The sequence below is a fragment of the Nocardioides sp. REDSEA-S30_B4 genome, from assembly GCF_001627265.1.
In the GTDB taxonomy this organism is placed as follows: Bacteria; Actinomycetota; Actinomycetes; order Propionibacteriales; family Nocardioidaceae; genus Nocardioides.
In genome coordinates, this window is sequence record NZ_LUPI01000008.1 from 102,065 (window position 1) to 126,092 (window position 24,028).

A 24,028-nucleotide genomic window follows, 5' to 3' on the forward strand; every position below is an offset into this window, starting at 1 on the left:
CCGTGTGGAGCCACCAGGAGGAGCGGGAGACGTGACGACCGAGGTGTTCGAGGCCGAGCGTCCCCGTCTGGTGGCCCTGGCCGCCCGGGTCCTCGCCGACGGCACCGAGGCCGAGGACGTCGTCCAGCAGGCGTGGCTGCGCTGGCACGGCACCGACGCACAGATCGACAACCTCCCCGCCTGGCTCACCACGGTGACCAGCCGGCTGTGCCTCGACCGTTTGCGCGTACGCCGCCCGGTGCTCGTCGACGACACCAGCACCCTCCCCGAGGACCCGGTCGGTGCTCTCGACCCCGCCGACGAGGTGGTGCTCACCGGCGAGGTGGGGGCTGCGCTCGCGCTCGTGCTCGACCGCCTGTCGCCCCAGGAGCGGGTGGCCTTCGTGCTGCACGACAGCTTCGCGGTCGAGTTCCCCGCGATCGCCGAGGTCCTCGACACCACCCCCGCCGCGGCTCGCAAGCTCGCGTCGCGGGCGCGTGCCAAGCTGCGGCCGCCGGCGGTGGACGCGTCGCTGGCCGACTGGGAGGTCGTGGACGCCTTCATGGCCGCCGCCCGGGGTGGCGAGTTCGACCGGTTGCTCGCGCTGCTCGCCCCGGACGTCGTGGTCACAGCCGACGACGCCGCCGTGCTGGCCGGCACGCCGGAGCGGATCGTCGGGCGCAGCGCGGTCGCGGACTTCTTCGACGGGTCCGCCCACGCTGCGCTGCCGGTGCTCTGCGACGGTCGTCCCGGCTACGCGTGGTTCCACCGTGGCGATGCCGCGGTGGCCTTCGACTTCACCGTCGCCGGGGGAGTGGTCACCGGGCTGGTCTTCCGGGCGGAGCCCGACACCCTGGCCGGCGTGGTGCGCCGTGAGGGCGCGGACGCGAGGGCCTGACCCGCCTCCGACAGGAGTCGTGCCCCCGAGCGGGCGGCATGGCGCCCGCTGACGGGCACGACTCGACACGAGCGGGCACACTGCGCCGGTCACACCCGCACGTCCGGAGGCGTCAGTAGCGTGAACCCACCCGGAACCCCCGAGGAGACCCCGTGAAGACGATGACCTGCCGACAGCTCGGCGGCCCCTGCGACCTCGCCCACCGCGGCGAGAGCGCCGACGACGTGATCAACGCCCAGGACCGCCACCTCAAGGAGGCCGAGAAGGCCGGGGACGCATCCCACCAGCCCGCTCGGGACGAGATGAAGGCTCGGTGGCGTCGACCGCGCAAGGCGTTGGGCTGGTACCGCGACACCAAGCAGGCCTTCGCCGACCTGCCGGACGACCCGGCCTAGCGTGGTCGTCGGTCACCTCACCAGGTGACCCGCCACTCCGCGACGTCGATGACGAAGTAGGAGAGCACGAGCGCACCGAGGTAGAACGTCGAGACGGCCAGGGCGGCGGCCGCCCGCAGGCCCCAGGACCGTCGGCGGGTCGCCGTGAACGCGACGGCGGCGGCCCACCCCAGGGCCACCTCCGGAGGCAGCACGTAGACCGCCACGCCCAGCACCCGTGTGGTGTCGCCGACCGGCTCCCACAGCTCGAGGACGGGGGCCAGGGTCTCGGCGCCCAGGAAGATCGCGCCGGCGAACAGGCCCGAGCGTGCCGGTCGCAGCCCGGCGAGGGCGAGGGCCATGAAGAGCGGCGGCACCCACATCAGCGCCATCGACAGCGAGATCGTGTCGTCGACGCGCGGACCACCGGTGTCGGGGAAGCGCAGCGTGCCGATGACGTCGGCCAGCACCCAGTCGGGCAGCACCTGGAACACCGAGACCAGCAGCAGGAACCCCGCGAGCTCCACCAGCTCACGCCGACCCGAGTGCCGCGTGGCCCACAGCAGCCCAGCGGCGTACGACACCAGGAGGGCGAGGACCGCCCACCCCTTGGTCGGTGGCTCGAGCAGCAGCAGCACGCCGCCGACGAGGAGGAGCGCGACGTGGAGACCGATGAGGGGGCGCAGGCGAGGGGGCACGGAGGGGACCGTCGCGGTCAGCGGGGCTCGAGGCGGTAGTGCAGCCGCACCGCGGAGGCGCGCAGGAGCCGCAGGTCGTGATCGGCGCGCAGCACCCCCTCGTCGTCGACGTACAGGTGGAAGGTCTCGCGGATCGGGGCCCGGGCGGCGTACGTCATGCCACCGTCCTCGGCCACCACGTACGCGCCGTCCGAGCCGAAGGCACCACCCGGGGAGCGCAGGTGCAGCGACCCGTCCGCGCCGTGGTCGGGACGCAGGAACACCTGGACGTTGCCCGCCTCCAGCGGGAAGGCCACATGCAGGCTGCGCCGGTCGGCGTCGGGCAGCAGCCTGCTGGAGTAGGAGCCGCTGAACGCGCGCTCACCGGTCGCCCGGACCGTGCGCGTCCACCCGGCGGCCTGCTGGGTCCCCGAGGCGTCCAGGATCGGGGTGACGGCGCTGTCCATCCCGTGCGCCACGTCCAGCGACCGCATGGGGAGGGCCAGCTGATCGAGACGCCGTCCGAAGAGCCGTGCCACCACCTCGCCGCCGGGCCAGAACACCGGCGACCACCCGACCCAGACCTCCAGCTGCCAGCGGCTGGTGTGCTCGTAGAAGTCGCGGATCTCGGGGCGCAGCGCCGCCGCGGTGAAGCCCGGGCCGTCGAGGTCGGCCATGTCGCGCAGGAGACCGGCGCCGGGCTCGTCGCGGAGCACGCTGCCGCCGTGGTGCGCGGCCTCGGCCTCCAGCCACGCGTCGGTCACCCGACCCGTACCGCTGGTGGGGGCGCGCAACCACGAATGCTCGCCACCGAGCTCCACCGGGCGTCCCACGGCGCGCCAGAACTTCCGGGTGCTGAGGTCCACGGCGCTCCAGCCATGCTCGCGGCGGGCGGCCCTCGGAGGCGTCGTAGGCATGACCAGGACCCTAGAGGGGGCGGGAGCGACATCGCTCGGCCCGGACCCGGCGGCCCGCTGTCGGCTGCAGTGCACGTCCGGGCGATGGCCGAGCAGTCGCGGCGGGACTTCCACCACGAGTCGGCCTTCATGCGGTTCCGTCCGCGATCGGAGCACGGCACCTGGCTGGGGAGGTCGGGGTGGCTCCCGTCGTGAGCAACGGTGGGGACCCGTCCAGGGCAGTGCCCGCTCGCCCGACCGGGTGGCATCGGCTCGGGCCCTCACGGGCACGGTGACCGGGAGGCCCGCACCGGGCGGGCCCGGAGAGGGAGGAACGACTCGATGCTTCGAAGCCTGCTGTCCAGCGTCATGGGTGGTCGTCGTGGCGGCCGCACCGCCGGGGTCGGCGCCCGACCGGCCGGGGGTTCGTCCACGGACGCGGCCGTCGGTCGAGGGGTGCGCGGTCTCCTCAGCCGGCTGACCCGGCGCTGACCGCTACCTGGAGTACGCCACGACCCGACCGGGCCGGGTGAACGTGTAGAGCGCGAGCCCGTGCTCGGTCGCGAGTCGTACCGACAACGACGTCGGGGCGCCGACGGCGACCAGCGACCCGATCCCGGCGGCGACCGCCTTCTGCACCAGCTCGAAGCCGGCGCGCCCACTGACCACCAGGCACGCCTCGGCGGGGGACAGCCCGGCCAGCACCCGGGCCCCGGTCACCTTGTCGACGGCGTTGTGGCGCCCGACGTCCTCGCGCGCGCCCCCGAGGAGACCGCGAGGGCGTCGGCGAGGGAGTTCGACCCGCACACCCCGCAGGCCGAGGACCCCGCCGACGCCGCCTCGTGCCGGTGGCCGGGGTCGCGCAGCGGGGCAGCGGCCAGCGTCACCGTGACGACGTTGTAGCGCTCCTCCTCGGACAGCGAGACGTCGGTGCAGTACCCGACGCCCGCCACGTCGCCAGGCCGGTCACCGACGAGCCCTTCGTGCCGCACCCACCCGGCGGCGAGCTCGAAGTCGTGCCCCGGCGTGCGCATCGTGACCCACACCCGCCGTGCCGCGGCGCCCGGCCACGCCAGGCGGATCTCCAACGGCTCCTCGCCGACCAGCCGGTCCTCGTGCCGTCGCTCGGTCCCGTCGCCGAGGTGCTCGACGACCCGCGTGCGGACGGTCGGTCCCGGACGGCGCACGGCTCAGCCCCGGCCGTAGCGCGCGATCACGGCCCGCCGGCGCTCGAGCTCGTCGACGGCGTCGGTGACCCGACGACGCACCGGCGCCGGCAGGTCCTCGCTCGTGCGCAGCGGCGCCAGCAGCGCCATCGCCTCGTCGGAGACCATGCACGCGGGGAAGAAGTCCTCGGCGACGTCCGCCTGGACCCACCCCGAGTGCGCGCGGGCCGCGGTCGGCAGCTCGGCGGCGTACCGCTCGACGTACGGCGTCAGCAGCTCCTCCTGGCCCTCCCGCCACATCCCGAGGCCGGCTGCCCGGAGCTCGTAGTTGGCCACCGGGACCGCGCCGGTGAACCGCTCGAAGGCGAACTCCTTGGCCTCGACCGTCGGCAGCGACACCACCGCCCGTGTGTGCTCCACGCGGGACACCGCGGTCGGCTCCTCGTCGAGGACCGCGTCCAGCTCGGCCCGGTCGGTCACCCCGAGCACCGCCAGTCGGACCCAGAGGCGCCACCGCAGCTCCAGGTCCACGTCCACGCCGTCGGGGAGGTCCCGACCTGCCAGCCAGCCGCGCAGGAGCTGCTCGTCGGCGGCCGTGGCGACGGCCGTCTGCATCGTGCCCAGCTGCAGTGCGGACCCCGCCTCGTGCGAGTGCGCCGCCGCCAGCGCGACCGTGTGCAACCGCGCGGCCGCGGCCTCGGGGTCGCTGCTCAGAGAGACGGCCGATCGCAGCAGCCACGGGGTGGTGTAGGTCAGGCCCGCGTCCTGGGTCTCGACCGGCAGCCAGGCCTCGGCGAGGTCCACGACCGCGTCCGGGTCGACCTCGGCGTGGTGGAAGCCCGAGCGAACCGAGTTCCAGGTGCCGGCGCGCAGCATCGGGTCCTCGGTGCGGGTCACCAGGTCGGGGAGCAGCGCCAGGGTGGTGTCGTCGGCGAGGCAGGCGGCCCACGTGTCCTCCCACGGGTCGACGAGCACCGCGTGGCCCTCGGGCACGTCCACGGACGTCCGCTCACCGGTCACCTCCACCGCGACGGGCGACCAGGTGCCGTCCGGGGGCGCGACCGCCAGGCGCAACGAGTGGCTGCGGTCGGCGGGGTGGTCGGCCGGGGGAGTGCGCACCAGCGCTCCGGCGGTGCGGTCCAGCGCGAGCCGGTCCGGCCCGGCGGTGACCAGCCACTCGCGGGAGAACGAGTCGAACCCCCCGGCGCCCGCACGGGTCCAGGACGCGAAGAGGTCGTGCATGGTCGCGTTGCCGAAGCGGTGCCGCGTCAGGTGGTCGCGCACGCCCTCGAGGAAGACCTCGTCACCGAGCCGCGCCGCCAGCTGCTTGAGGATGCTCGAGCCCTTGGCGTACGAGATGCCGTCGAAGTTCTGCAGCGCCGCCAGCGCGTCCTCCTCGCCGTTGCCGGCCACCGAGTGGGTGCTGGGCCGCTGGTCGGCGACCAGCCCCCACTGACGACGGGCGAAGGAGTTCTGCACCCACGCGTCGTCGTACTCGGTGACGGCGGCGGTGACGCGCACGCCCATGTACTCGGCGAAGGACTCGTTGAGCCACAGGTCGTCCCACCAGCGCGGGGTGGTGATGTTGCCGAACCACTGGTGCGCCATCTCGTGCGCGACCGTGGTCGCCCGCTGGATGCGCACGCCGCGGGTGACCCTGCTGGTGAAGACCAGCGGGTCCCGGAAGGTCACGCAGCCGGGGTTCTCCATGGCGCCGGCGTTGAACTCCGGCACGAAGGCCTGGTGGTAGTCGCCGAACGGGTAGCGGATGTCGAAGAGCCGGTGGAACTCGTCGAAGCACTGCTTGGTCATCGTCAGCAGCTCGTCGGCGTCGCGCTCGAGGTCGGCGGCGATGCTCTGCCGGGCCGAGAGCCCCAGCGGGATGCCGTCGTGCTCGTCCCGGACGAGGTGGTAGGGGCCGGCGACGAGGGTGACGAAGTACGTCGACAGCGGCTGGGTCGGCTCCAGCTCCCACACGCCCGGCTCGGGGTTGCTCGCCGGGGCGTTGCCGACCACGACCCAGTCGTGTGGGGCGCGGACGTGGAAGGTGTAGGGCGCCTTGAGGTCGGGCTGGTCGAAGCAGGCGAAGATGCTGGGCGCGGCGTCCATGAAGGACATGCCGTAGACGTAGTGGCGCCCGTCGGCCGGGTCGACCGAGCGGTGCAGACCCTCCCCGTCGTTGCGGAAGCGCATGACGGCGTCGACGACGAGCTCGTGACGACCGGCGGTGAGCTCCAGGGGCAGCCTGCCGTCGCGCAGCTGGTCGACGTCGAGCGCGTGGTCGTCGAGGGTGATCGAGCGGACCGAGGCCGGCTTCAGGTCCAGGAAGGTGCTGCCCGCGTGCGAGGTGAGCCCGATGCGGGTCAGCGAGCCGAAGGTCTCCTCCGAGCTCGCCAGGTCGAGGGTGACGTCGTAGGAGTCGACGACGAGGAGGTCCGCACGGGCGCTCGCCTCGCTGCGCTGGAGACCGCGGACCGGCTGGCTGGGGGACTCGGAGAGCTCGGGCACGCAGCGACCCTACGTCCGTCCGGCACACCCTCCAGCACACGGTCGGCCCGTCTCGGCGCAGCCCTGGACCGGCACCGGACGGCCACCGTCACCAACCTGTCCAGACATCTGTGCCCGTGTCCGGCAACCAAAGTGGCCCCAGACACGTCACCATGTGCAGCGGGCGCACTCCGTGCCCGCACGTCTAGGGAGGACACCGCGCGATGACGCGTTCGATCCAGGCGGGCCGGGCTCGGGCCCTGGCCGCCACCATTGCCGCCGGACTGTCGCTCGGCACGCTCGCCGTGACCGGGGGTGCGGCCAGCTCCGCCGAGCCGGCACCCGACTGCACGGCGCCGTACGACGTCGCGCAGCTCGAGCGCGGCGACGCCGTGACGGGACTGACCGTCGAGTCCGGCACCACCCCCGAGGAGTTCACCGGCGACGTCATCGGGGTCCTCGACGACGGGATCGCCGTCGGCCTCGACATGATCATGGTCGAGCTCGAGAGCCCCGCCCTGGAGCGCGCCGGCGGCATCTGGCAGGGCATGTCCGGCTCGCCGGTCTACGTCGACGGCCAGCTGCTCGGCGCCGTGGCCTACGGCCTGAGCTGGGGACCCTCGCCCATCGCCGGCGTGACCCCGTTCTCCGAGATGGACGACTACCTCGCCGCTCGCCGCGCCCCGGGCGCGAAGCAGGACGTCGAGGTCGACGGGAAGACCGCGCGGACCATTGCGCGCCGCAGCGACGTCAGCCGCTCCCAGGCCGCCCAGGGCTTCACGGCCCTGCCGGTGCCCATGGGCGTCACCGGCGTCTCCCAGGCCCGTCTGGACAAGGCCCACCGCTACGCCACCAAGCACGACAAGGGCTACTTCGCCTCCGGTGCGCTCGCCAGCGGCCGCATCGGTCGCACCGGTGCCCGCGAGGCCGCCCCCGAGACCGTGGTCGCCGGCGGCAACATCGCCGCCTCGATCTCCTACGGCGACGTGACGTACGCCGGTGTCGGCACCGTGACCTCGGTGTGCGACGGCCGCGTGGTCGGCTTCGGCCACCCGTTCTCGTTCCTGGGCGGCACCACCCTGGGCCTCCACCCGGCCGACGCCCTCTACGTCCAGCCCGACTCGCTGGGCGCGCCCTTCAAGGTCGCCAACATCTCCCCGGCGACGGGCACGATCGACCAGGACCGCCTCACCGGCATCAGCGGAGCCTTCGGGGCGCTGCCGGACGCGGCGACCATCACCTCGACGGTGAGCTACGAGGACCGCTCGCGCACCGGCTCCTCGGACATCTACTACACGCCGTACTCCGCCGACGTGACCTTCGGCCAGCAGATCGCCAACCACGACCGCGTCCTCGACGCGATCATCCCGGGCGGCGAGGACCTCTCCTGGACCATCACCGGCACCGACGAGGCCGGCGCGCCGTTCGAGCTGTCGTGGGCCGACCGCTACGTCTCCAACTACGACATCACCTTCGCCTCGTCGTGGGACCTCGCCGACACCGTCTACGTGCTCTCGAACCTGCCCGACGTGCGGATCGAGTCGATCACCACCGACGGTGCCGTGGACGACAACACCGACCAGCTGCGCTTGGGCTCCGTCGAGCAGCTGCGCGGCGGTGAGTGGGTCAAGGTCGGCCGGCGCTACGGCATCTCCGCCCAGCGCGGCAAGATGCTCAAGCTCCGCGCCGTGCTCAAGGCCCCGGACGGCACGCTGTCCTACGTCCCGTTCAGCACCCGCATCGGTCCGCGGGCCCGCAGCGGCAGCCTGAACGTCATGGGCGGCGCCTCGCAGTGGACCAACGTCTGGAACGCCAAGTCGGTCGCCGACGTGCAGGAGGCCTACGACAAGTCCGCCAGCAACGACGAGGTGCTGTTCAACCTGCGCCTGCGTCGCAACGGCGGCAAGATCAACGAGCCGAGCGAGGCGCAGTCGTCGGTCGTGGTCGGCCGGAAGTACTACTACGTCGACCTCGACAGCGGTCGGGGCGGCCCGGCCTGCCGGGGCTGCTGACGCCCCGCCGGCAGCACACGTGCGGCTCTGGCCCCCTCGGGGGTCAGAGCCGCACGAGCATCTTGCCGGTGTTGCCGCCGGTGCCGAGGCCGAGGAACGCCTCCACGGCGCGGTCCAGCCCGTCGACGTGGGTCTCGCGGGCGACCAGCTTCCCCTCCGCCAGCCAGCCGCCGACGGTGCGGTAGAACTCCGAGGCCGCGTCGCGGTGGTCGGTGACGATGAAACCGGTCATGTTCAGGCGGCGCTGGACGACGCGGGTGAGGTTGCGTGGCCCCGGGGGCGGCTCGGTGGCGTCGTACGTCGCGATGGCGCCGCAGGCCGCGATCCGGCCGAAGTCGGCCATGTGCTCGATGGCGGCCTCGAGGTGGTCGCCACCCACGTTGTCGAAGTAGACGTCGATACGACGTCCGTCGAGCGCGGTCCCGAGCTGTCCGACCAGGTCGCCGTCGCGGTAGTCGTAGGCGGCGTCGAAGCCGAGCTCGTCGGTCAGCCAGGCGACCTTCTCGGCGGAGCCGGCCGAGCCGGTGACGTGCGAGGCGCCGAGCAGCTTCGCCATCTGTCCCGCCAGGGACCCGACGGCACCGGCGGCGCCGGAGACGTGCACGACCTCGCCCTCGGCCAGCCGCCCGATCCGGGTCAGCCCGACGTAGGCGGTGAGCCCGGGCATGCCGAGCACCGAGAGGTACGCCGACGCCGGGACCCGGCTCGCGTCGACCCGTCGGGCCTCGCGGGCGTCGAGGAGGGCGTGCTCGCGCCAGCCGGCCATGTGGTTGACCACGTCGCCGACCGACAGCGACGGGTCCTCGCTGGCCACGACCTCGCCCATGGCGCCGCCCTCCATGGGCGCGCCGAGCGCGTAGGGCTCGACGTAGGACTCGGTGTCGTTCATCCGGCCGCGCATGTAGGGGTCGACCGACAGCACGGTGTTGCGGACCAGGACCTGACCCGGCCCCGGGGCGGGCAGCTCGACCTCGACGAGGGAGAAGTCGTCGGGAACAGGTCGGCCGACCGGGCGGCGGGCCAGGTGGATCTCGCGGGTGCGGGTGCTCATGGCTCCCGATCCTGCCAGGGGATCCACCAGGTCCCTCGTCCCGGTCGGCCGGAGGTCCTGCGGGGGGCTGGGTCAGCCCGGGGTGTCCAGGGTCAGCCCTGGACGCCGAGCGCGAACTCGACGCGCCCGGACTCGTCGACCGCGGCGTCGAGCACCTTGTCGTCGAGCATGGTGGCGGCGTCCTGGTCGAGGTAGACCGTGGCGCCGTCCTGCTCGAGGACCTGGTCGCCGGGCTCGGCGGTCTCGGCGGTCGTCACCGACAGGCCGGCCTCGGGGCCGGGCTCGGCGGTGATGCGCAGGCCGGAGCTTTCAGTGCCGCCGGACTGGTCGGCGATCTCCTTGACGATGAGCGTGGCGTTCTGGGTGAGGGTGAGCATGGCTCGCCTTCCGTCTCGCGTACGGGTGAATCCTCAACCGTGCCGGGTACGGCGCCCGGGATCAAGTCGCCGCGGGGTGACCCCGCTCTGGCAGGCTGCTCCCATGGCTGACGACGACACGCTGCGCGCGATCGACATGGTCCGGATCGGGGAGCACCGCTACAAGGCCACCAACGGCCGTGGGGGAGTGCTGCCCATCGGTGGCGGCGAGGACCCCGACTTCACCCCGGTGGAGCTGCTGCTGGCCGCGCTCGCCGGTTGTGGGGCGATCGACCTGGACCACCTCACGGGCAAGCGGGCGCCCTTCGCCTCCTTCGCGGCGCACGCCGAGGGGCACAAGGGGCGTGACGAGGGCGGCAACCACCTCACCGGTCTCACGGTGACCTTCGACGTGACGTTCCCCGAGGGCGAGGGCGGCGACGCCGCCCGCGAGGCGCTGCCGCGGTCCGTGCGCCAGATCCAGGACCGCCTGTGCACCGTCGGTCGCACCGTCACCCTCGGGGACCCGGTCGTCTACCGCACCGGCGAGCTGTCGACCGACGCGGACGCCGACGACTCGATCGCCCCCGAGCCGGACCCGTCGGCGTGAGCGGGCGTCCGTGACCACCGCTCCCTGGACCGCGGTGCCCGACCAGCGCGGGCGCCGCTTCGTGGTGACCGGGGCGACCAGCGGCATCGGGCTGCTCACCGCCCGTGTGCTGGTGCACCGGGGGGCCGAGGTCGTCCTCGGCGTACGCAACGAGGAGAAGGGGGCCGCGGCGGCTGCCGCGATGACCGGGCCGGGTCGCGCCGTGGTCGAGAAGCTGGACGTGTCCGACCTGGCCTCGGTCGAGGCCTTCGCCGAGCGGATCGGCGACGTGGACGTGCTCGTCAACAACGCCGGAATCCTCGGCGTCGCCCGGGGCACCTCGGTCGACGGCGTGGAGCTTCACCTGGCGACCAACCACCTCGGCCACCACGCCCTGGCGCTGCGGATGCTCCCGCGCATCGGCGACCGGGTGGTCGTGGTGTCCTCCAACTCCCACCGCCACGGCGAGCTCGACGTCACCGACCTCGGGTGGACGAGGCGCACCTACAAGCCGTACGCCGCGTACGCCGCCTCCAAGCTCGCCAACATGCTCTTCATGCTCGAGCTGCAGCGCCGCCTGACCGAGGGCGGCTCGACGCTGCGCGTGACCGGCGCCCACCCGGGGTCCACGGCCACCGCCATCACGGCCAGCAGTGGGCGCGGGTTCTTCAGCTGGCTCGGCTCCTGGGGCCACCAGCTCGTCGGGATGCCGGTGTGGCGCGGGGCGCTGCCGACGCTCTACGCGGCGACGATGGACGTGCCCGGCAACTCCTACATCGGACCGCACGGGCCCGGGGAGTTCATGGGCTGGCCGACGATGGTCGGGCGCAGCGCGGCGGCAGCGGACCCGGCGCTGGCGCGGGCCTGCTGGGACGCCTCGGTCGAGCTGAGCGGGGTCGGCCTCAGCCGGCGGTGACCGACTCCAGCTCCACGGTCTCGGTCGGAGGGCCGTCCGGGCCGCCGTCGGCGGTGCCCTTCTCGGCGATCTCGCGCAGCACCTCGACGCCCTCGGGGTCGACGGTGCCGAAGACGGTGTAGTTCGGCGGCAGCGGGGTGTCCTCGTAGACCATGAAGAACTGCGAGCCGCCGGAGTCGGGGTAGGGCGTCTTGGCCATCGCGAGCGTGCCGGCGGGGTAGGTCTCCTCGCCGCTGAGCTCGTCGGGGATGGTGTAGCCCGGACCGCCGGTGCCGGTGGCCGTCGGGTCACCGCACTGCAGCACGAAGATCGTGCTCGGCGCGATCGTCAGGCGGTGGCACTCGGTGCCGTCGAAGTAGCCCTGATCGACCAGCGACACGAACGAGTTGACCGTGCAGGGCGTCGTGTCGGCGTCGAGCACCGCATCGATGTCCCCGACGTTGGTGGTGATGCTGACCTCGACCTCGCCCTCGACCGTCGGGTCGGCCGACGGCGCGTCGACGCCCTCGACCGCAGGGTTGCCGTCGGAGGGGTAGGCGCACTCACCCTCCGCGGCGGGCTCGAACGAGCCGCTGCCGCCCTCGCTCGACGCCGTGGTGGTCGGGTCGTCGGTGGCGGAGTCGTCCTCGGAGCCGCACGCGGCGAGGGAGCCCAGGGCGGCCAGCACGGCCACGGTGGCGAGGGATCGGGTCAGCATGGCGCCGATCGTAGGCGAGCGACCTAGGAGTTCAGCCCACGGGCCGCGACCGGCCACGGACGCAGACGACCGGCCTCCTCCACCCACATGGAGTCGGCGAGGTTGACCGCGGCGCAGACGTGGTTGGGGACGACGTCGACCTGGGTGCCCAGACGGGGCCGCCGTCCGGGCCACTCGACCACCGCGTGGTGCTCGGAGAGGGAGACGATGCGTGCCTTCGGGCGGTCCAGGATGCGCCCGTACCCCGTCGCGTACGCCGCGCGGTCGGCGCCCAGGACCTTCGAGCCCGCGTCCAGGACGACCCGGCCGCCGGCGTGGCTGACGACGGTGGCGCGTGCGGTGAGGGCGATGTCGTCGGGCTCGGTGGTGCCGAGCTCCCACTGCTGCGCGTCGCCGAAGACGTAGACCCCGGGGCGCAGCTCGGTGATCCGAGCGACGCCGTCGACGCCCCCCGTGCCATCGACGCCATTGACCCCGTGGGCGCTGCCGCCGGCACCTGCGCCGCCCAGGCTCGCCGCCAACGTGGGGGTGGAGCCGCCGGAGAGGACCCGGACCTCGAGGCCCTCGGCCGTGACCGACTCCCGGGCCTGGCGCAGCGCGGCGGCCTCCGCGGCCACCACCTCCTGGGCGGCGCCGGGGGAGTAGCCGTGACCGGGGAAGGTGAAGACGCCGCGGACCGGGAGACCGACCCGCGCGGCGGCGCGGGCGACCTCGCCGGTCTCCTTCGGGCGGACCCCGGTGCGGTGGTGGCCCGAGTCGACCTCGACCAGCACCTCGACGCCGGTGCCGCCGAGGCGGCGTCCCAGGTTGGCGGCGGAGTAGACCGAGTCGACGCCGATGGCCACACGGGCCTGCTCGGCGAGGTCGCGCAGCCGCTCGGCGCGGGCGTCGTCGACCCACAGGGGGTAGGCGATGAACACGTCGGTGCAGCCGCCCCGCACGAACGCCTCGGCCTCGCCGACCGTGGCGACGGTGAGCCCGCGGGCTCCCATGGCCAGCTGGAGGCGGGCGATCTCGAGGCTCTTGTGGGTCTTGGCGTGCGGTCGCAGCGAGATCTGCGCGGCCGCGGCCTGGTCGGCAACCCGGCGTACGTTGCGGCGCAAGCGGCCCAAGTCGACGCGCAGGTGGGGTGTCGCGACAGGCATGCCGCCCACCGTATCGGCAGTACCGTCGAGGTCGTGCCTCCCGTCTCCGCCCCGCTCGCAGCGCTGCTGCTGGGCGCCTCGCTCAATGCTGAGATCGAGAAGAAGTGGCCGACCCGGGAAACCCTCAGGCGCTCGCCCGCACCTCGACGCGAGGAGTGAGCGGCGCCGGAGCGTCGCTCGTGCGCCGGGTGCGGGGGATCGTCGCGGCGATCGCGACGCCGAGCAGTGCAGCGGCGGCGCCGATCACGAAGCAGGCCTGGAAGGCGCCCTCGCTGGGAACCCTGGCCACGCGGTCACCGATGCCCACGGCGACGGTGCTGCTGGTGAGGACCGTGCCCATCAGGGCGGAGGCCAGCGTCGTGCCCAGCGAGCGCGCCAGGGCGTTGACGCCCACCGCCGAGCCGGCCTCGTGTGCCGGGTTCGCGTCGAGCACCAGGGACGGCATCGCCGCGTAGCCGATGCCCACGCCGATCGAGATGACCACGGCAGCGGCCGCGAGCTGCCACGGCGAGCCCATCAGGAACAGGGCGAGCACGTAGCCGCCGCCCAGCACCGAGGCGCCGATCATCAGCGTGGCCTTCGCCCCCAGGGAGGTCATCAGACGGCTGGAGACGGGGGCGAAGAAGAGCATCATCAGACCGCCGGGGGCCATCCACAGGCCGGCGGCCAGGAGGGACTGGCCGAGGCCGTAGCCCAGCGCCTCCGGGAGCTGGAGCAGCTGCGGCACCACGATGGCCTGCGCCATCATCCCCATCCCGACCGCGACCGCCGCCAGGTTGGTCAGCAGCACGGGCAGGCGCACGGTGCTGCGCAGGTCGACCAGCGGCTCCGCCGTACGCAGCTCGACGACGGCCCACACCCCCAGCACCACGAGGCCGGCGGCGATGAAGCCGAGCGTGCGACCGGATCCCCAGCCCCAGGCGCTGGCCTTGGAGAGGCCCACGAGGAACAGCACGAGGCCGGTCGCGAGTCCGAGCGCGCCGACGGCGTCGAAGCGCGCCGGGTGCGCGTCGTGGACATGGGGGACCAGGAGCACGATGCCGGCGAGGACGACCAGGGCGACGGCGGCGGAGACCCAGAAGAGCAGGTGCCAGTCGCCGACCTGCACGATCCAGGCCGACAGCGGCAGGCCGATGGCGCCGCCCACGCCCAGCGTGGCGCTCATCGCAGCGACCGACGACCCTGCCAGGTGCGGCGGGACGATCTCGCGGAGCAGCGCGATGCCGACGGGGATGAAGCCCATCGCCAGACCCTGGAGCGCGCGCCCCACGAGCATCGTCGCGAGGGACTCGGCCAGCGCACAGACGACCGAGCCGGCGACCAGCAGCAGGGTGCTGGCGACGAGGATGCGCTGCTTGCCGAGCATGTCGGCCAACCGCCCGGAGACGGGCATCGTCACCGCGCCGGCCAGCAGGGTGATGGTCACGACCCAGGCGGTGTTCGCCGCGGTGCTATCCAGCAGGCGGGGCAGCTCGCCCTGGATCGGGATGACCATCGTCTGGGTCAGCGAGGCGGCGAGGCCTCCGGCGCACAGGGCGACGACGGCGGCGAGGGGACGTGAGGCAGGAGCGGGCACCGGACCATGAGACGACACACTGGTTGCCGGAAGCACCTATATGGGCAGGTGACCTGGATCACCGCGGGGGAGTCGCGTGCCTTCCGACCGTCGGCGGCTCGTGCTTGTCTGCTGCCATGGGCGAGGAGAAACGGGCCTTCGTCGACGAGGACCTCGCCGGCGCACGGTTCGAGCGATGCTGGATGACCGACGCCGTCATCCGCGGGTCCGGGGTGTCGGGGATGGAGATCGACGACCCGTGGCTGCTGGAGTACGGCGGGTCGCTGGTCGTGAACGGCGTGGACGTGGCCGCGTACGTCGACGCCGAGCTCGACCGGCGCTTCCCGGGTCGTTCGCTGCGGCTCGCGGCGACGGCCGAGGACCTGCGCCTCGCGTGGGGCGCGGTCGAGAGGGCGTGGGCCGGTGCCGTCGAGAGGGCGCTGGCGATGCCGGCGGACGCCGTGAACGTCTCGGTCGCAGGGGAGTGGTCGTTCGCCCAGACGCTGCGACACCTGGTGATGGCGACCGACACCTGGCTCCGGCGCTCCATCCAGGGCGTCGAGGAGCCGTACCACCCGATCGGCCAGCCGCACGCCGAGTACGCCACTGACGGATACGACCTCGCGGTGTTCTCCGAGGCGTCGCCGTCGTTCGACCGGGTGCTCGAGGTTCGTGCTGAGCGGCTGGCGATGGTGCGCAGATTCCTGGCTGACCTCACCGACGAGCAGCTGCAGGACGCCAGCACCAACCCGTGGGCTCCCGACCATCCGTGTCGCGTGCTCGACTCGCTCCAGACGATCCTCAACGAGGAGTGGGAGCACCTGCGCTACGCGGTGCGTGACCTGGATGCGCAGGAGGGGTCCCGTCGACGTGAGTTGACATAATGTCGCTTATCGGCGATCTGGCGGCATCAGTCGACGAGCGCCTTCGTACGGCTGGGACGCGGCGTTGCCTCGGATTCAGCTACGGCAGGAGGCCGTCCACGAGGTCGGCGGCACCGCTGAGGGACTCGTCGGTGGCGTCGACCAGCGGGTCGACGAGCGGGTCCGCCTGATCGGGCGCTCGGTCAGCGGTCTTGCGTACGGTGTCGACGACCGCATCGGTGGCTGAGCGAGCCGTGCCGGACTCGTCCGCGGCTGGGCTGGTGTCGCCCTCGGAGGTGCCGTTCGTGCCATCGCCGCGCGAGCCGGCTTGGTCCCGAGTGCCGACCGAGGCCTCCGTGGACTCGGCACGATGCCGCGGTCGGTAGGTCTCGGTCTGCTCGGCGGCACCGGACTCGGGATCGGCCGCGGCGACGGTCACCACCTGGCTGATTCGACGCAGCGGGTCGAGGAGTCCGACGGTGCTGCCGCTGCCGCTGCTGGTGGCCGGCAGGACGGCGAGGTCGTCGGGGCCGATCGGAGGCTGGTCCTCGTCGCCGACGGCCACGCCGCCCAACGTCAGCGCCAAAGTGCCGGTCAGGCCGATCGCTGCCAGTGACGACGTGCGTCCGATGCGGCTTCCACTGGCCGGCGATCGGTGGGCTCCGACCGAGCTCGCAGTAGAGAGGGTCGCGCGGGGCCGCAGGAGGCGGCTCTGCGGGGCGGCGTGCTTGCCGGGCACCGGGGTCTCCTGGTGTCGGGGGCAACGAAGACTCCCCGCGTGCTACCCACACGCACTCCCCCGCTACACGTGCGAGCCACGAGGTCTCCGTCACGCCGAGGACGGCCGACATCCCCGGGATCACTTGCGGAAGCCGACACTGACGCTCGTGCCCATCGTCTCCGTGCCGGTGCGCCACAGGTGGGCGCGATCGAGGCGGTAGCCGACGGTCAGGCCTGAGATGCGGTACCGGCCGGGTGACCCTGGCTGCAGCACCGCGACGAGCTGGTGCTCAGGGCCGAGCACCGTGCCGGGCCCGGCGGCAGTGCAGTCGTGCTCTCGAGGGGGTCGTCGATGGAGGACGCCGAGCGCCAGATGCCCGCCATCCTCGGTTCGAACCTCTCGGCAGCGCAGCACCTCCACGGCCGGGTCCTCTTCAGGCGTCCTGCTGAGGTGGACAGTGACGGAGCGCAACCTGAGCGTCCCCTCGGCCGGGAACTGTCCGGGGTCGGTGAGGCCGACGCTGAAGACACGGCCCTCCCGCCACGCGACCGGGGCGGCGCGCATCGAGGCGCCGTACTCCTCGTCGAGGACGTCGGGGTGCGCCCACCACCAACCGCCCACCAGGAGGGAGACGACGACGCCGGCAGGGAGCAGCCAGCGGCGACTCAGGAACCGAGACATGTGTGCAGGCTAGGCGCTGCGCCGCAGCAGCCTGGTGAGGCTCTCGTCGAGGTGCGCCGCGAAGCTGTGCTCCTGTGGTGGTGGGAGCTTCGGGATCACGCATCGGTAGCGATGGCCGCTGGGTGTCTCGAGCACCAGGTCGTGGAGCTCAGCGTCGACGACCCACGTGCGGAAGTCCTCGGCCTCCTTGGCCTGGTTGCAACCCTCGCACAGGCCCTGACCGTTGCTCGCAGACGTGGGGCCACCACGGGCGACCGGCACCACGTGGTCACGGTGCCGGATCGGTGCGTCGCAGCCGGGTGTGCGGCAGCTCCGGTCACGGACCGTCAGGAACGCGGCGAGCCCGGCCGGGAAGCAGCGCGCCGCCGACTCCATCGCCACGAGCTGACCGTCCTCGGGGCGGACGTAGAGTCGCCGCAGGGTGGCCTCGCCGTCGGCCTGCGCTCGGGCGATGAGGTCGCGCACCAGATCGGCCGGCAACGGGATCGGCGCCACGCCCGGAGCCGACACCCAGCCGGGCTCGTCGCCCAGCCTGCCGGCCAGGTTGAGCAGCGTGGCGTCGGACAGCGTCACCTGGACCGCGACCGGCGTGACAGACCCCTCGTCGTCGTCGGTCCTGCCGTGCAGGACGCGCGCCGTGAGCACGTCGGCCATCACCTGGCCTCGCGTCCGCTCGTCGCCGGCGGCCCGGGCCTCGTCGGCAGCGCGACCCAGGGTGGCGTGCACCGAGACGCCGACCGAGAGCGGGAGCAGCGCGGAGAACCTCACCATCCCGTCGGGCGCGGGCCGCAACGAGGTGTGCCGCTCCCCTGCCGCCTTGCGGTGCCGGGCCAGCGCCGCCGACGGGTCCGCGGTGTAGGCCCGACGGTCGACCTCGGCCCGGAACCGCCGCTCACCCCAGCCCTCGGTGGTGGCCGGATCGGCCATCAGCTCGGTGTCGATCTGCTGGCGGTCCTCCAGCGAGAGGCAAGCGGTGCCCTGCGCGATCTGGATCGCCCGCCACTCGCTGCACCGACCCGCCTCCATCGCGGCGAGCGTGTGCGGCAGCTCGCGCACCAGCACGCCTGCCAGCCCGAGGTGGACCGACCCGCGGTGCGGTGACTCGCGTCGTGCCAGGGCGACCTCGGTCGCGACACCACGGTCGCGCTTGGGCGCCGGCAGGTGGGCGCGCTCGGCCACCCGGCTCTGCTCGAGCAGGTGCGAGGCACGCGCCTGGGCGGCGGCCGCGGCGTTCTTCAGCGACTCCATCTCGTCGATGAGGTCGACGGCCGAGACGTCCCGCTCCCCCGGCTCGAGGGACTCCAGGTCCCGCACCCGCTCACGGACCCGGGCGATCAGGTCGTGGGGTGCGGTGGCCGAGTCCATGCCTCAGTCTATTCGAACGTACGTTCGAAAACAAGGGGTCTCGACGACAGATCGATGACGCTTCGAGGGAGGCCGCGCTCCGACCAGGTCAGAGCGGCTCGCCCTCGCAGCAGTTCGCCTTGAACTTGCACTGCGGGCAGAACCATCGGGTGGCGATCGGGTCGAACTCGTGCCCGCACGCCATGCAGGAGTAGTAGCCGGCCATGCGGCCAGCCTGCCATCAGCCGACCCGGTCGGGTGACGGACACACCGGCACGATGGACGCGTGCCCGAAGGCCACACGATCCACCGACTCGCCCGTCGCCACCGCAGCCTGCTCCGCGGCCACGCGGTGACCGCGTCGAGCCCCCAGGGGCGGTTCGAGGACGGCGCCGCCGTCATCGACGGGGCCGTCCTGCTGGGCACCGACGCGTGGGGCAAGCACCTCTTCCACGACTACGGCGACCACGTCCTGCACGTGCACCTGGGGTTGTACGGGAAGTTCCGCGACGGGTCGGGTACGCCGCCGGAGCCCCGTGGCGCGCTCCGGCTGCGCTTGGTGGGAGGTGGGCACTGGCTCGACCTGCGCGGACCCACGGCCTGCGAGCTGCTCACCGCTCCGGAGGTCGAGTCCCGCACGGCGCGGCTCGGCCCCGATCCCCTCCGCCGGGGTGCGGACGTCGACCGATTCCTGGACCGGGTGGGCCGCAGTCGCGCCCCGGCCGGCACGCTGCTGCTGGACCAGTCGGTCATCGCGGGCGTGGGCAACGTCTACCGCGCCGAGGTCCTGCTCAGGGCGGGCATCTCGCCCTGGACGGCCGGGCGCGACGTCGCCAGGCCGTTCTGGCAGGCGGTCTGGGAGGACCTGGTCGTCCTGCTGAGAGCCGGCGTCCGCGCCGGTCGCATCGTCACCACCGAGCCCGAGGACCGAGGGCGCCCAGCGGGAAGGGTCCGCCGCATCGACGCCCACTACGTCTACGGCCGGGCGGGACTCCCCTGCCGTCGCTGCGGTACGCCGGTGCAGCGCGGCGAGCTCGCGGCCCGGTCGATCTTCTGGTGCCCGGTGTGCCAGCCCGCCGACTGAGCCCGGCAGAGCTCAGCCGAACCCGGCCGGCTCAGCCCTCCCGCCCGCTGACGGCCACCACCTGGTCGTGCAGCCGCCCGGGCCAGGTGGACAGGTCCGCCGGCGTCGCGGCGACCACGAGGTGCGAGCCGGGGATCAGGTCGTGCAGCGCCTGGGCGGTCGACAGCGGGTGGGCCGGGTCCTCGGTCCAGGCGAGGATCGCGGTCGGCACCGCGATCCCGGCCACCGCCTCGCGGGGCGGGTAGTCGGTCGACGCAGCACCCCGCAGCAGGGCCGGCAGCAGGTCCTCGCGCACGTCCGGGACCGTCTCGGGCGCCTCGACGGTCGCGGGCGGCCGGGGCGCGAGCCGTCCGGCCTCCACAAACGCCGCCATCCCCCGCTGCTCCACGAGGTCCGCGGCAGCGAGGTAGTCGGCGGCCTTGGCCTGCCGGGTCTCCCAGGCGGTCGAGGGCACCACGAGCGTGAGCGCGGAGAACCGCTCCGGCGCCCGGGTGATCGCGTGCAGCAGGGTCGCGCACCCCATCGACGGGCCGACGCCGTGCACCGGCTCGTCGGGGAAGACGTGGTCGAGCAGCCGCAGCAGGTCGTCGGCGAGCCGCTCCCACCGGTAGTCCTCCGGCACCGGCCGGCCGGTCGAGCGGCCGTGCCCGCGAGCGTCGTACCTCAGCAGCCTCGTGCCGCTCAGGCCCACGCCCAGGTCGAGGTCGAGCACCCGGTCGCGGTAGCGGCTCGAGGTCAGCCCGTGCAGCTGGACGACCGCCTCGCCGCCCTCGTCGCTGATCTCCCAGTCGAGCACGGCACCGGGTACCTCGAAGGGGCGGACCTCGAAGGGGCGGACGTCGACGGTCGGCACGGCGGTCTCCTGGTCGGCTCGCAACACGGCGGGGATCCCGGCGACGGCGGCAGGACCCGGAGGACGGTGGCCCTAGAGTACGGCGCATGCGGCTGACGAACGTGGCGCATCTCAGGCTCCCGTTCGGGCGGCTGGTCGGGTACGACCTCCAGGTCGGCGACCCGGGCGCCCCCCTGCCGGTCTCCTTCGACCAGCGCCGCCACGTGGGCGCCGGTGACCGGGCCGGCTCCTGGATGGCGCTCTCCTTCCGCCTCACCGGCCAGCGCGAGCTCTCCGACCTCGCCGAGGCCTGGCGCGCGGTGGTGCAGCGCCACGGCACCCTGCGCACCGTCTTCGTCCCCGACGCCAGCACCGGCACCGACGATGCAGGACCGGGCCTGCACGAGGTCGAGATCGGCGAGGGGCGCTGGGTCGAGCACCCGATCCCGGCGGGTCAGCCGGTCAACGAGGCGCTGCGCGACGTCCTCGACAGCCGCTGCACGTCGTACGCCGCTCCCTCGCACCGGCTGTGCGTGCTGGAGACCGCGGACGGGCCGACCGTGGTCGTCGCCGCCGACCACTCCCATGTCGACATGTGGTCCATGCTCGTGGTGGTCCGCGACCTGCTGGCGGCCCTCGACGCCCGCCGGGCCGGCCGCGAGCCGTTCGCCGACCGCCCGCCGGTGCCGGCGTTCGCCGAGCACACCGAGGCCCTGCGCGACCGTCCCCGCGCACCGGAGGACGTGCGTCGCCGGTGGGCGGAGGTGCTCGGGGCGTCGGGCCAGGTGATGCCGCGCTTCCCGATGCCGCTGGGCGAGTCCGACGGCCCGCAACCGGAGCGGGTCGAGGTCCGCGACGTGCTCGACGTCGACGACAGCGGCGCCTTCGGCGTCCGCGCGAAGGAGCTCGGCGTCTCCACGCTCTCCCTCGTCGTCGCCGCCATGACCGAGGTGACCCGTGAGGTCGCCGACCAGCCGCTGCGCGCGGTCTTCCCCGTCCACAGCCGCTACGACGCCACCTGGCACGACTCGGTGGGCTGGTTCATCACCAACTCCGTCCTCGAGTCACCCGACCCCGACCCGACCGCCTGCGCCGAGGCCGTCAAGGAGGCCGTGCGCCTCGGCTCCTGGCCGCTGGAGGACGTCCTGGAGCCCTGGGGCGGGATGCCCGAGGCGCCGGGCATGTTCGCGATCTCCTGGCTCGACCTGCGCCGCCTGCCGGTGCGGGTGGACTCCGTCGGCCTCGAGGCGCAGTACCTCGGGGCGTCGATCCTCACCGACGGCGTGATGCTCTGGTTCGTCCTCGACGAGTCCGGGCTGCACCTGCGCTGTCGCTACCCCGACACTCCCCCGGCCCGCGCCGGTGTCGGCCGCTGGCTGGACAGGTTGGTCGAGCGGCTGCGCGAGGAGGCGGCCGAGCAGGTGGGCGGGGTCCTGGACGTGGGCGGCTGGCGCTTCCGGCTGCAGCGCGCCCGGCGCACGGACGTTCCCGCCGTGGTGGCGCTGCTGGCCGACGACCCCATCAGCGGGGCGCGCGAGGTCGACGACGTGGTGCGGTACGAAGCGGCGTACGACGCCGTCGCGCGCGACCCGGGCGAGTTCCTCGCCGTCGTGCGCGACCACGCCGGGACCGTCGTGGCCACCATGCAGCTGAGCATCATCCCGGGGCTCTCCCGCGCCGGCGCGACCCGGCTCGAGGTCGAGGGCGTGCGGGTGGCCAGGGGCCTGCGCGGCCTCGGGCTCGGCGCGGCGATGCTGGAGTGGGCCCACGACCACGGGCGGGCCCGTGGCGCCACGCTCGCGCAGCTGACCACGGACTCCGCCCGCGCCGATGCCCACCGGTTCTACGAGCGGCTGGGCTACACCGCCTCGCACAAGGGGTTCAAGCGCCCGCTCTGAGCCGCCCCGACGGTCGGCGGACTCAGGAGGCGTCGAGCCGAGCCAGCTCCTCGGCGCCGAGCTCCAGGTCGGCCGCCGCGGCGGAGTCGGTGATCGAGGACGGACGCTTGGCACCCGGGATCGGGATCACGCAGGGGTCCTGGGCCAGCTCCCAGGCCAGCGCCACCTGCTGCGGCGACACACCGCGCTCGGCGGCGATCTCCGCGAAGGCGGGGTGCTCGTCGCCGAGCCCCTTGGCGCTGTTGAGCCCACCCAGCGGGCTCCACGGCAGGAACGCCAGGCCGAGCTCGGCGCACACCTCGATCTCGGGGGCGCTGGAGCGGAAGGCGGGTGAGAACTGGTTCTGCACGCTGACGAGCGCGTCGCCCAGCACCGAGTGCGCGAGCCGGATCTGCTCGGGGTTCGCGTTCGAGAGCCCGACCATGCGCACCTTGCCGGCGTCGTGGACCCGCTTGAGGGTCGCCACGACCTCCTCGTAGGGCACCTTCGGGTCCGGGCGGTGGTGCTGCCACAGGTCGATGTGGTCGCCGCCGAGCCGCTCGAGGCTCTTCTCCACCGCGGACTCCAGGTGGGTCGCGGAGCTGTCGACGTCCCAGCCCCCGCCCTCGGTGCGCACATGCCCGGCCTTGGTCGCCAGGAACACCTGGTCCCGCACACCGAGCTCGGCGAGCAGGGAGGCGATGAGCCGCTCGTTCTCACCCTGCGCGTCGGAACCCTTCTCCTCGCCGGGCCCGTAGGCGTCGGCGGTGTCGAAGAGCGTCACGCCGGCGTCCAGGGCCGCACGCACGGTGTCGAGGAGCTGCTCGCGGGGCTGCGCCCCGGTCTGGTCGAAGGTCATCAGGCCCAGGCCCACGGCGCCCACCGTGACCCGGCCGACGGTGTCGTTGCCGATCTCTCGCGTCTGCATGGGCACATTCCTACCCCGCGGGTCCACGGCCGATGTCACCCCACCGGGGCCAGCGGGGTCGCCCCGTCAGCCGTCCCTCAGTCAGCGAGCAGGAAGTAGCGCAGCGCGGAGACGAAGGCCTCCGGCTGCTCGGAGTGCACCCAGTGACCGGCGCCCTTGACGGTGACGGTGTACGTCGTGGGGAAGAGCTCGCGCATCCGCGCCTCGTGCTCGGGGCGCACGTAGTCCGAGCGCTCCCCGCCCATCCACAGCACCGGGTGGTCGAAGGTCGCGTCGACCCCGGGGAAGCCGGCGATGGTCGGCAGCTCGCGCAGCAGCAGGTCGAGGTCGGCCTGCCAGCGCCAGCGCCCCTCCTCACGGCGCAGGTTCTGCAGCAGGAAGCCGCGCACCCGCTCGTCCGGGATCGATCCGGCCAGCTGCTCGTCGGCGTCCGAGCGCCGCTCCAGCCCGTCGAGGTCGAGCCCGGTCAGCGAGGTGAGCAGGTGCTCGAACTCCCCCGCTCCCCCGCTGGGCGCCGGTGAGATGTCGACGACGACCAGCCGGTCGATGAGCTCGGGGTGCCGCAGCGCCAGGACCATGGCGACCTTGCCGCCCATCGAGTGGCCCACCAGGTGCACCGGCTCACCGTCGTACGCCGCCCGCAGCCAGGTGGCCACGGCGTCGGCCACGTCGACGTAGTCCACGCTGCCCGTCCAGGCCGAGCGCCCGTGGTTGGGCAGGTCGACCAGGGTCGAGCGCAGCTCGGGCTGCAGCGCCTTCGCGACCTGGGTGAAGTTGCGTCCCTGCCCGAAGAGGCCGTGGAGGAACACCACACGCTCGCCGGTGTCCCCGATCTCGGTCGTGTGCAGGTCGGGTGCGGAGGTCACCCGGACAGCCTAGGGATGGCCCGTTCGGGCCATG

At 73.4% G+C, this 24,028-nt stretch carries 25 protein-coding genes; 8 read left to right on the plus strand and 17 right to left on the minus strand.

The genetic code is table 11. From position 1 onward, the window contains the following. Positions 1–31: 31 nt before the first annotated feature. Both A6R01_RS01990 and A6R01_RS01995 read left to right on the plus strand, forming a co-directional pair. On the plus strand, positions 32–877 hold the full coding sequence (locus A6R01_RS01990) for a sigma-70 family RNA polymerase sigma factor (RefSeq protein ID WP_292603033.1): 846 nt from the start codon (positions 32–34) through the stop codon (positions 875–877). A gap of 161 nt (positions 878–1,038) precedes the next feature. Then, positions 1,039–1,272 (plus strand): hypothetical protein, encoded by a 234-nt coding sequence (locus A6R01_RS01995; RefSeq protein WP_292603425.1) that lies wholly within the window; start codon positions 1,039–1,041, stop codon positions 1,270–1,272. A gap of 17 nt (positions 1,273–1,289) precedes the next feature. Here A6R01_RS01995 and A6R01_RS02000 read toward each other — a convergent pair whose 3' ends face one another. The 5 genes from A6R01_RS02000 to pepN all read right to left on the minus strand — a co-directional run bounded on the left by A6R01_RS02000 (position 1,290) and on the right by pepN (position 6,498). Beyond that, entirely contained in the window at positions 1,290–1,949 is a 660-nt protein-coding gene (locus A6R01_RS02000) for a hypothetical protein (protein WP_292603035.1), read from the minus strand. Between the two features lie 17 nt (positions 1,950–1,966). Then, positions 1,967–2,845: a hypothetical protein gene (locus A6R01_RS02005; protein ID WP_292603037.1), complete on the minus strand. Its 879-nt coding sequence runs from the start codon at positions 2,843–2,845 to the stop codon at positions 1,967–1,969. 474 nt (positions 2,846–3,319) lie between these two features. Further along, on the minus strand, positions 3,320–3,544 hold the full coding sequence (locus A6R01_RS02010; RefSeq protein WP_292603039.1) for a formate dehydrogenase accessory sulfurtransferase FdhD: 225 nt from the start codon (positions 3,542–3,544) through the stop codon (positions 3,320–3,322). Next, complete coding sequence (locus A6R01_RS02015; RefSeq protein WP_292603041.1) at positions 3,541–4,011, minus strand: formate dehydrogenase accessory sulfurtransferase FdhD; 471 nt, start codon at positions 4,009–4,011, stop codon at positions 3,541–3,543. The genes A6R01_RS02010 and A6R01_RS02015 overlap by 4 nt, the downstream gene beginning before the upstream one ends. Positions 4,012–4,014: 3 nt before the next feature. Then, positions 4,015–6,498 (minus strand): aminopeptidase N, encoded by a 2,484-nt coding sequence (gene pepN / locus A6R01_RS02020; RefSeq protein ID WP_292603042.1) that lies wholly within the window; start codon positions 6,496–6,498, stop codon positions 4,015–4,017. 203 nt (positions 6,499–6,701) lie between these two features. Between pepN and A6R01_RS02025 the strand changes: the two genes are divergently transcribed. Then, positions 6,702–8,489: a SpoIVB peptidase S55 domain-containing protein gene (locus A6R01_RS02025; protein ID WP_292603044.1), complete on the plus strand. Its 1,788-nt coding sequence runs from the start codon at positions 6,702–6,704 to the stop codon at positions 8,487–8,489. 43 nt (positions 8,490–8,532) lie between these two features. On the opposite strand, the gene A6R01_RS02030 is transcribed toward A6R01_RS02025, so the two are convergent. Both A6R01_RS02030 and A6R01_RS02035 read right to left on the minus strand, forming a co-directional pair. Continuing rightward, on the minus strand, positions 8,533–9,540 hold the full coding sequence (locus A6R01_RS02030) for an NADP-dependent oxidoreductase (protein ID WP_292603046.1): 1,008 nt from the start codon (positions 9,538–9,540) through the stop codon (positions 8,533–8,535). A gap of 92 nt (positions 9,541–9,632) precedes the next feature. After that, the gene (locus tag A6R01_RS02035) at positions 9,633–9,917 is read right to left on the minus strand and encodes a Fe-S cluster assembly protein HesB (RefSeq protein ID WP_292603048.1); all 285 of its coding nucleotides are present in this window, start codon (positions 9,915–9,917) and stop codon (positions 9,633–9,635) included. 103 nt (positions 9,918–10,020) lie between these two features. Between A6R01_RS02035 and A6R01_RS02040 the strand changes: the two genes are divergently transcribed. After that, complete coding sequence (locus tag A6R01_RS02040; RefSeq protein ID WP_292603050.1) at positions 10,021–10,506, plus strand: OsmC family protein; 486 nt, start codon at positions 10,021–10,023, stop codon at positions 10,504–10,506. A 10-nt stretch (positions 10,507–10,516) separates the two neighbouring features. Beyond that, positions 10,517–11,401, plus strand: a complete 885-nt coding sequence (locus A6R01_RS02045) for an SDR family NAD(P)-dependent oxidoreductase (protein WP_292603052.1) — start codon at positions 10,517–10,519, stop codon at positions 11,399–11,401. Here A6R01_RS02045 and A6R01_RS02050 read toward each other — a convergent pair. The 3 genes from A6R01_RS02050 to A6R01_RS02060 all read right to left on the minus strand — a co-directional run bounded on the left by A6R01_RS02050 (position 11,388) and on the right by A6R01_RS02060 (position 14,819). After that, a complete protein-coding gene (locus A6R01_RS02050; protein WP_292603055.1) occupies positions 11,388–12,098 on the minus strand; it encodes a peptidylprolyl isomerase in 711 nt (236 codons plus the stop codon). The two genes, A6R01_RS02045 and A6R01_RS02050, sit on opposite strands and share 14 nt — an antisense overlap. Positions 12,099–12,121: 23 nt before the next feature. After that, the gene (locus A6R01_RS02055; RefSeq protein WP_292603057.1) at positions 12,122–13,243 is read right to left on the minus strand and encodes an alanine racemase; all 1,122 of its coding nucleotides are present in this window, start codon (positions 13,241–13,243) and stop codon (positions 12,122–12,124) included. A 124-nt stretch (positions 13,244–13,367) separates the two neighbouring features. Further along, complete coding sequence (locus A6R01_RS02060; RefSeq protein ID WP_292603059.1) at positions 13,368–14,819, minus strand: MFS transporter; 1,452 nt, start codon at positions 14,817–14,819, stop codon at positions 13,368–13,370. 116 nt (positions 14,820–14,935) lie between these two features. Here A6R01_RS02060 and A6R01_RS02065 point away from each other — a divergent pair, with 116 nt between their 5' ends. Then, the gene (locus tag A6R01_RS02065) at positions 14,936–15,682 is read left to right on the plus strand and encodes a DinB family protein (RefSeq protein ID WP_292603061.1); all 747 of its coding nucleotides are present in this window, start codon (positions 14,936–14,938) and stop codon (positions 15,680–15,682) included. Between the two features lie 79 nt (positions 15,683–15,761). Here the strand turns inward: A6R01_RS02065 and A6R01_RS02070 are convergent, their stop codons facing one another. The 4 genes from A6R01_RS02070 to A6R01_RS02085 all read right to left on the minus strand — a co-directional run bounded on the left by A6R01_RS02070 (position 15,762) and on the right by A6R01_RS02085 (position 18,633). Further along, entirely contained in the window at positions 15,762–16,226 is a 465-nt protein-coding gene (locus A6R01_RS02070) for a hypothetical protein (protein ID WP_292603063.1), read from the minus strand. A 294-nt stretch (positions 16,227–16,520) separates the two neighbouring features. Next, a complete protein-coding gene (locus tag A6R01_RS02075) occupies positions 16,521–17,063 on the minus strand; it encodes a hypothetical protein (RefSeq protein ID WP_292603065.1) in 543 nt (180 codons plus the stop codon). 9 nt (positions 17,064–17,072) lie between these two features. After that, positions 17,073–18,428, minus strand: coding sequence for an HNH endonuclease signature motif containing protein (locus A6R01_RS02080; protein WP_292603067.1), 1,356 nt, complete (start codon positions 18,426–18,428; stop codon positions 17,073–17,075). Between the two features lie 88 nt (positions 18,429–18,516). Continuing rightward, the gene (locus A6R01_RS02085; protein WP_218842370.1) at positions 18,517–18,633 is read right to left on the minus strand and encodes a hydrogenase maturation nickel metallochaperone HypA; all 117 of its coding nucleotides are present in this window, start codon (positions 18,631–18,633) and stop codon (positions 18,517–18,519) included. A gap of 60 nt (positions 18,634–18,693) precedes the next feature. Here A6R01_RS02085 and A6R01_RS02090 point away from each other — a divergent pair, with 60 nt between their 5' ends. Next, on the plus strand, positions 18,694–19,491 hold the full coding sequence (locus tag A6R01_RS02090; protein WP_292603069.1) for a DNA-formamidopyrimidine glycosylase family protein: 798 nt from the start codon (positions 18,694–18,696) through the stop codon (positions 19,489–19,491). A 31-nt stretch (positions 19,492–19,522) separates the two neighbouring features. Here A6R01_RS02090 and A6R01_RS02095 read toward each other — a convergent pair whose 3' ends face one another. Continuing rightward, positions 19,523–20,344 carry an alpha/beta fold hydrolase gene (locus A6R01_RS02095; RefSeq protein WP_292603071.1) on the minus strand — a complete coding sequence of 274 codons (822 nt, stop codon included), beginning with the start codon at positions 20,342–20,344 and terminating at the stop codon, positions 19,523–19,525. A gap of 86 nt (positions 20,345–20,430) precedes the next feature. Between A6R01_RS02095 and A6R01_RS02100 the strand changes: the two genes are divergently transcribed. Then, the gene (locus A6R01_RS02100; RefSeq protein ID WP_292603073.1) at positions 20,431–22,221 is read left to right on the plus strand and encodes a GNAT family N-acetyltransferase; all 1,791 of its coding nucleotides are present in this window, start codon (positions 20,431–20,433) and stop codon (positions 22,219–22,221) included. Between the two features lie 22 nt (positions 22,222–22,243). Here the strand turns inward: A6R01_RS02100 and A6R01_RS02105 are convergent, their stop codons facing one another. Both A6R01_RS02105 and A6R01_RS02110 read right to left on the minus strand, forming a co-directional pair. Then, a complete protein-coding gene (locus tag A6R01_RS02105; RefSeq protein WP_292603075.1) occupies positions 22,244–23,128 on the minus strand; it encodes an aldo/keto reductase in 885 nt (294 codons plus the stop codon). Positions 23,129–23,205: 77 nt separating this feature from the next. Beyond that, positions 23,206–23,994, minus strand: a complete 789-nt coding sequence (locus A6R01_RS02110; protein ID WP_292603077.1) for an alpha/beta fold hydrolase — start codon at positions 23,992–23,994, stop codon at positions 23,206–23,208. Positions 23,995–24,028: the final 34 nt, after the last annotated feature.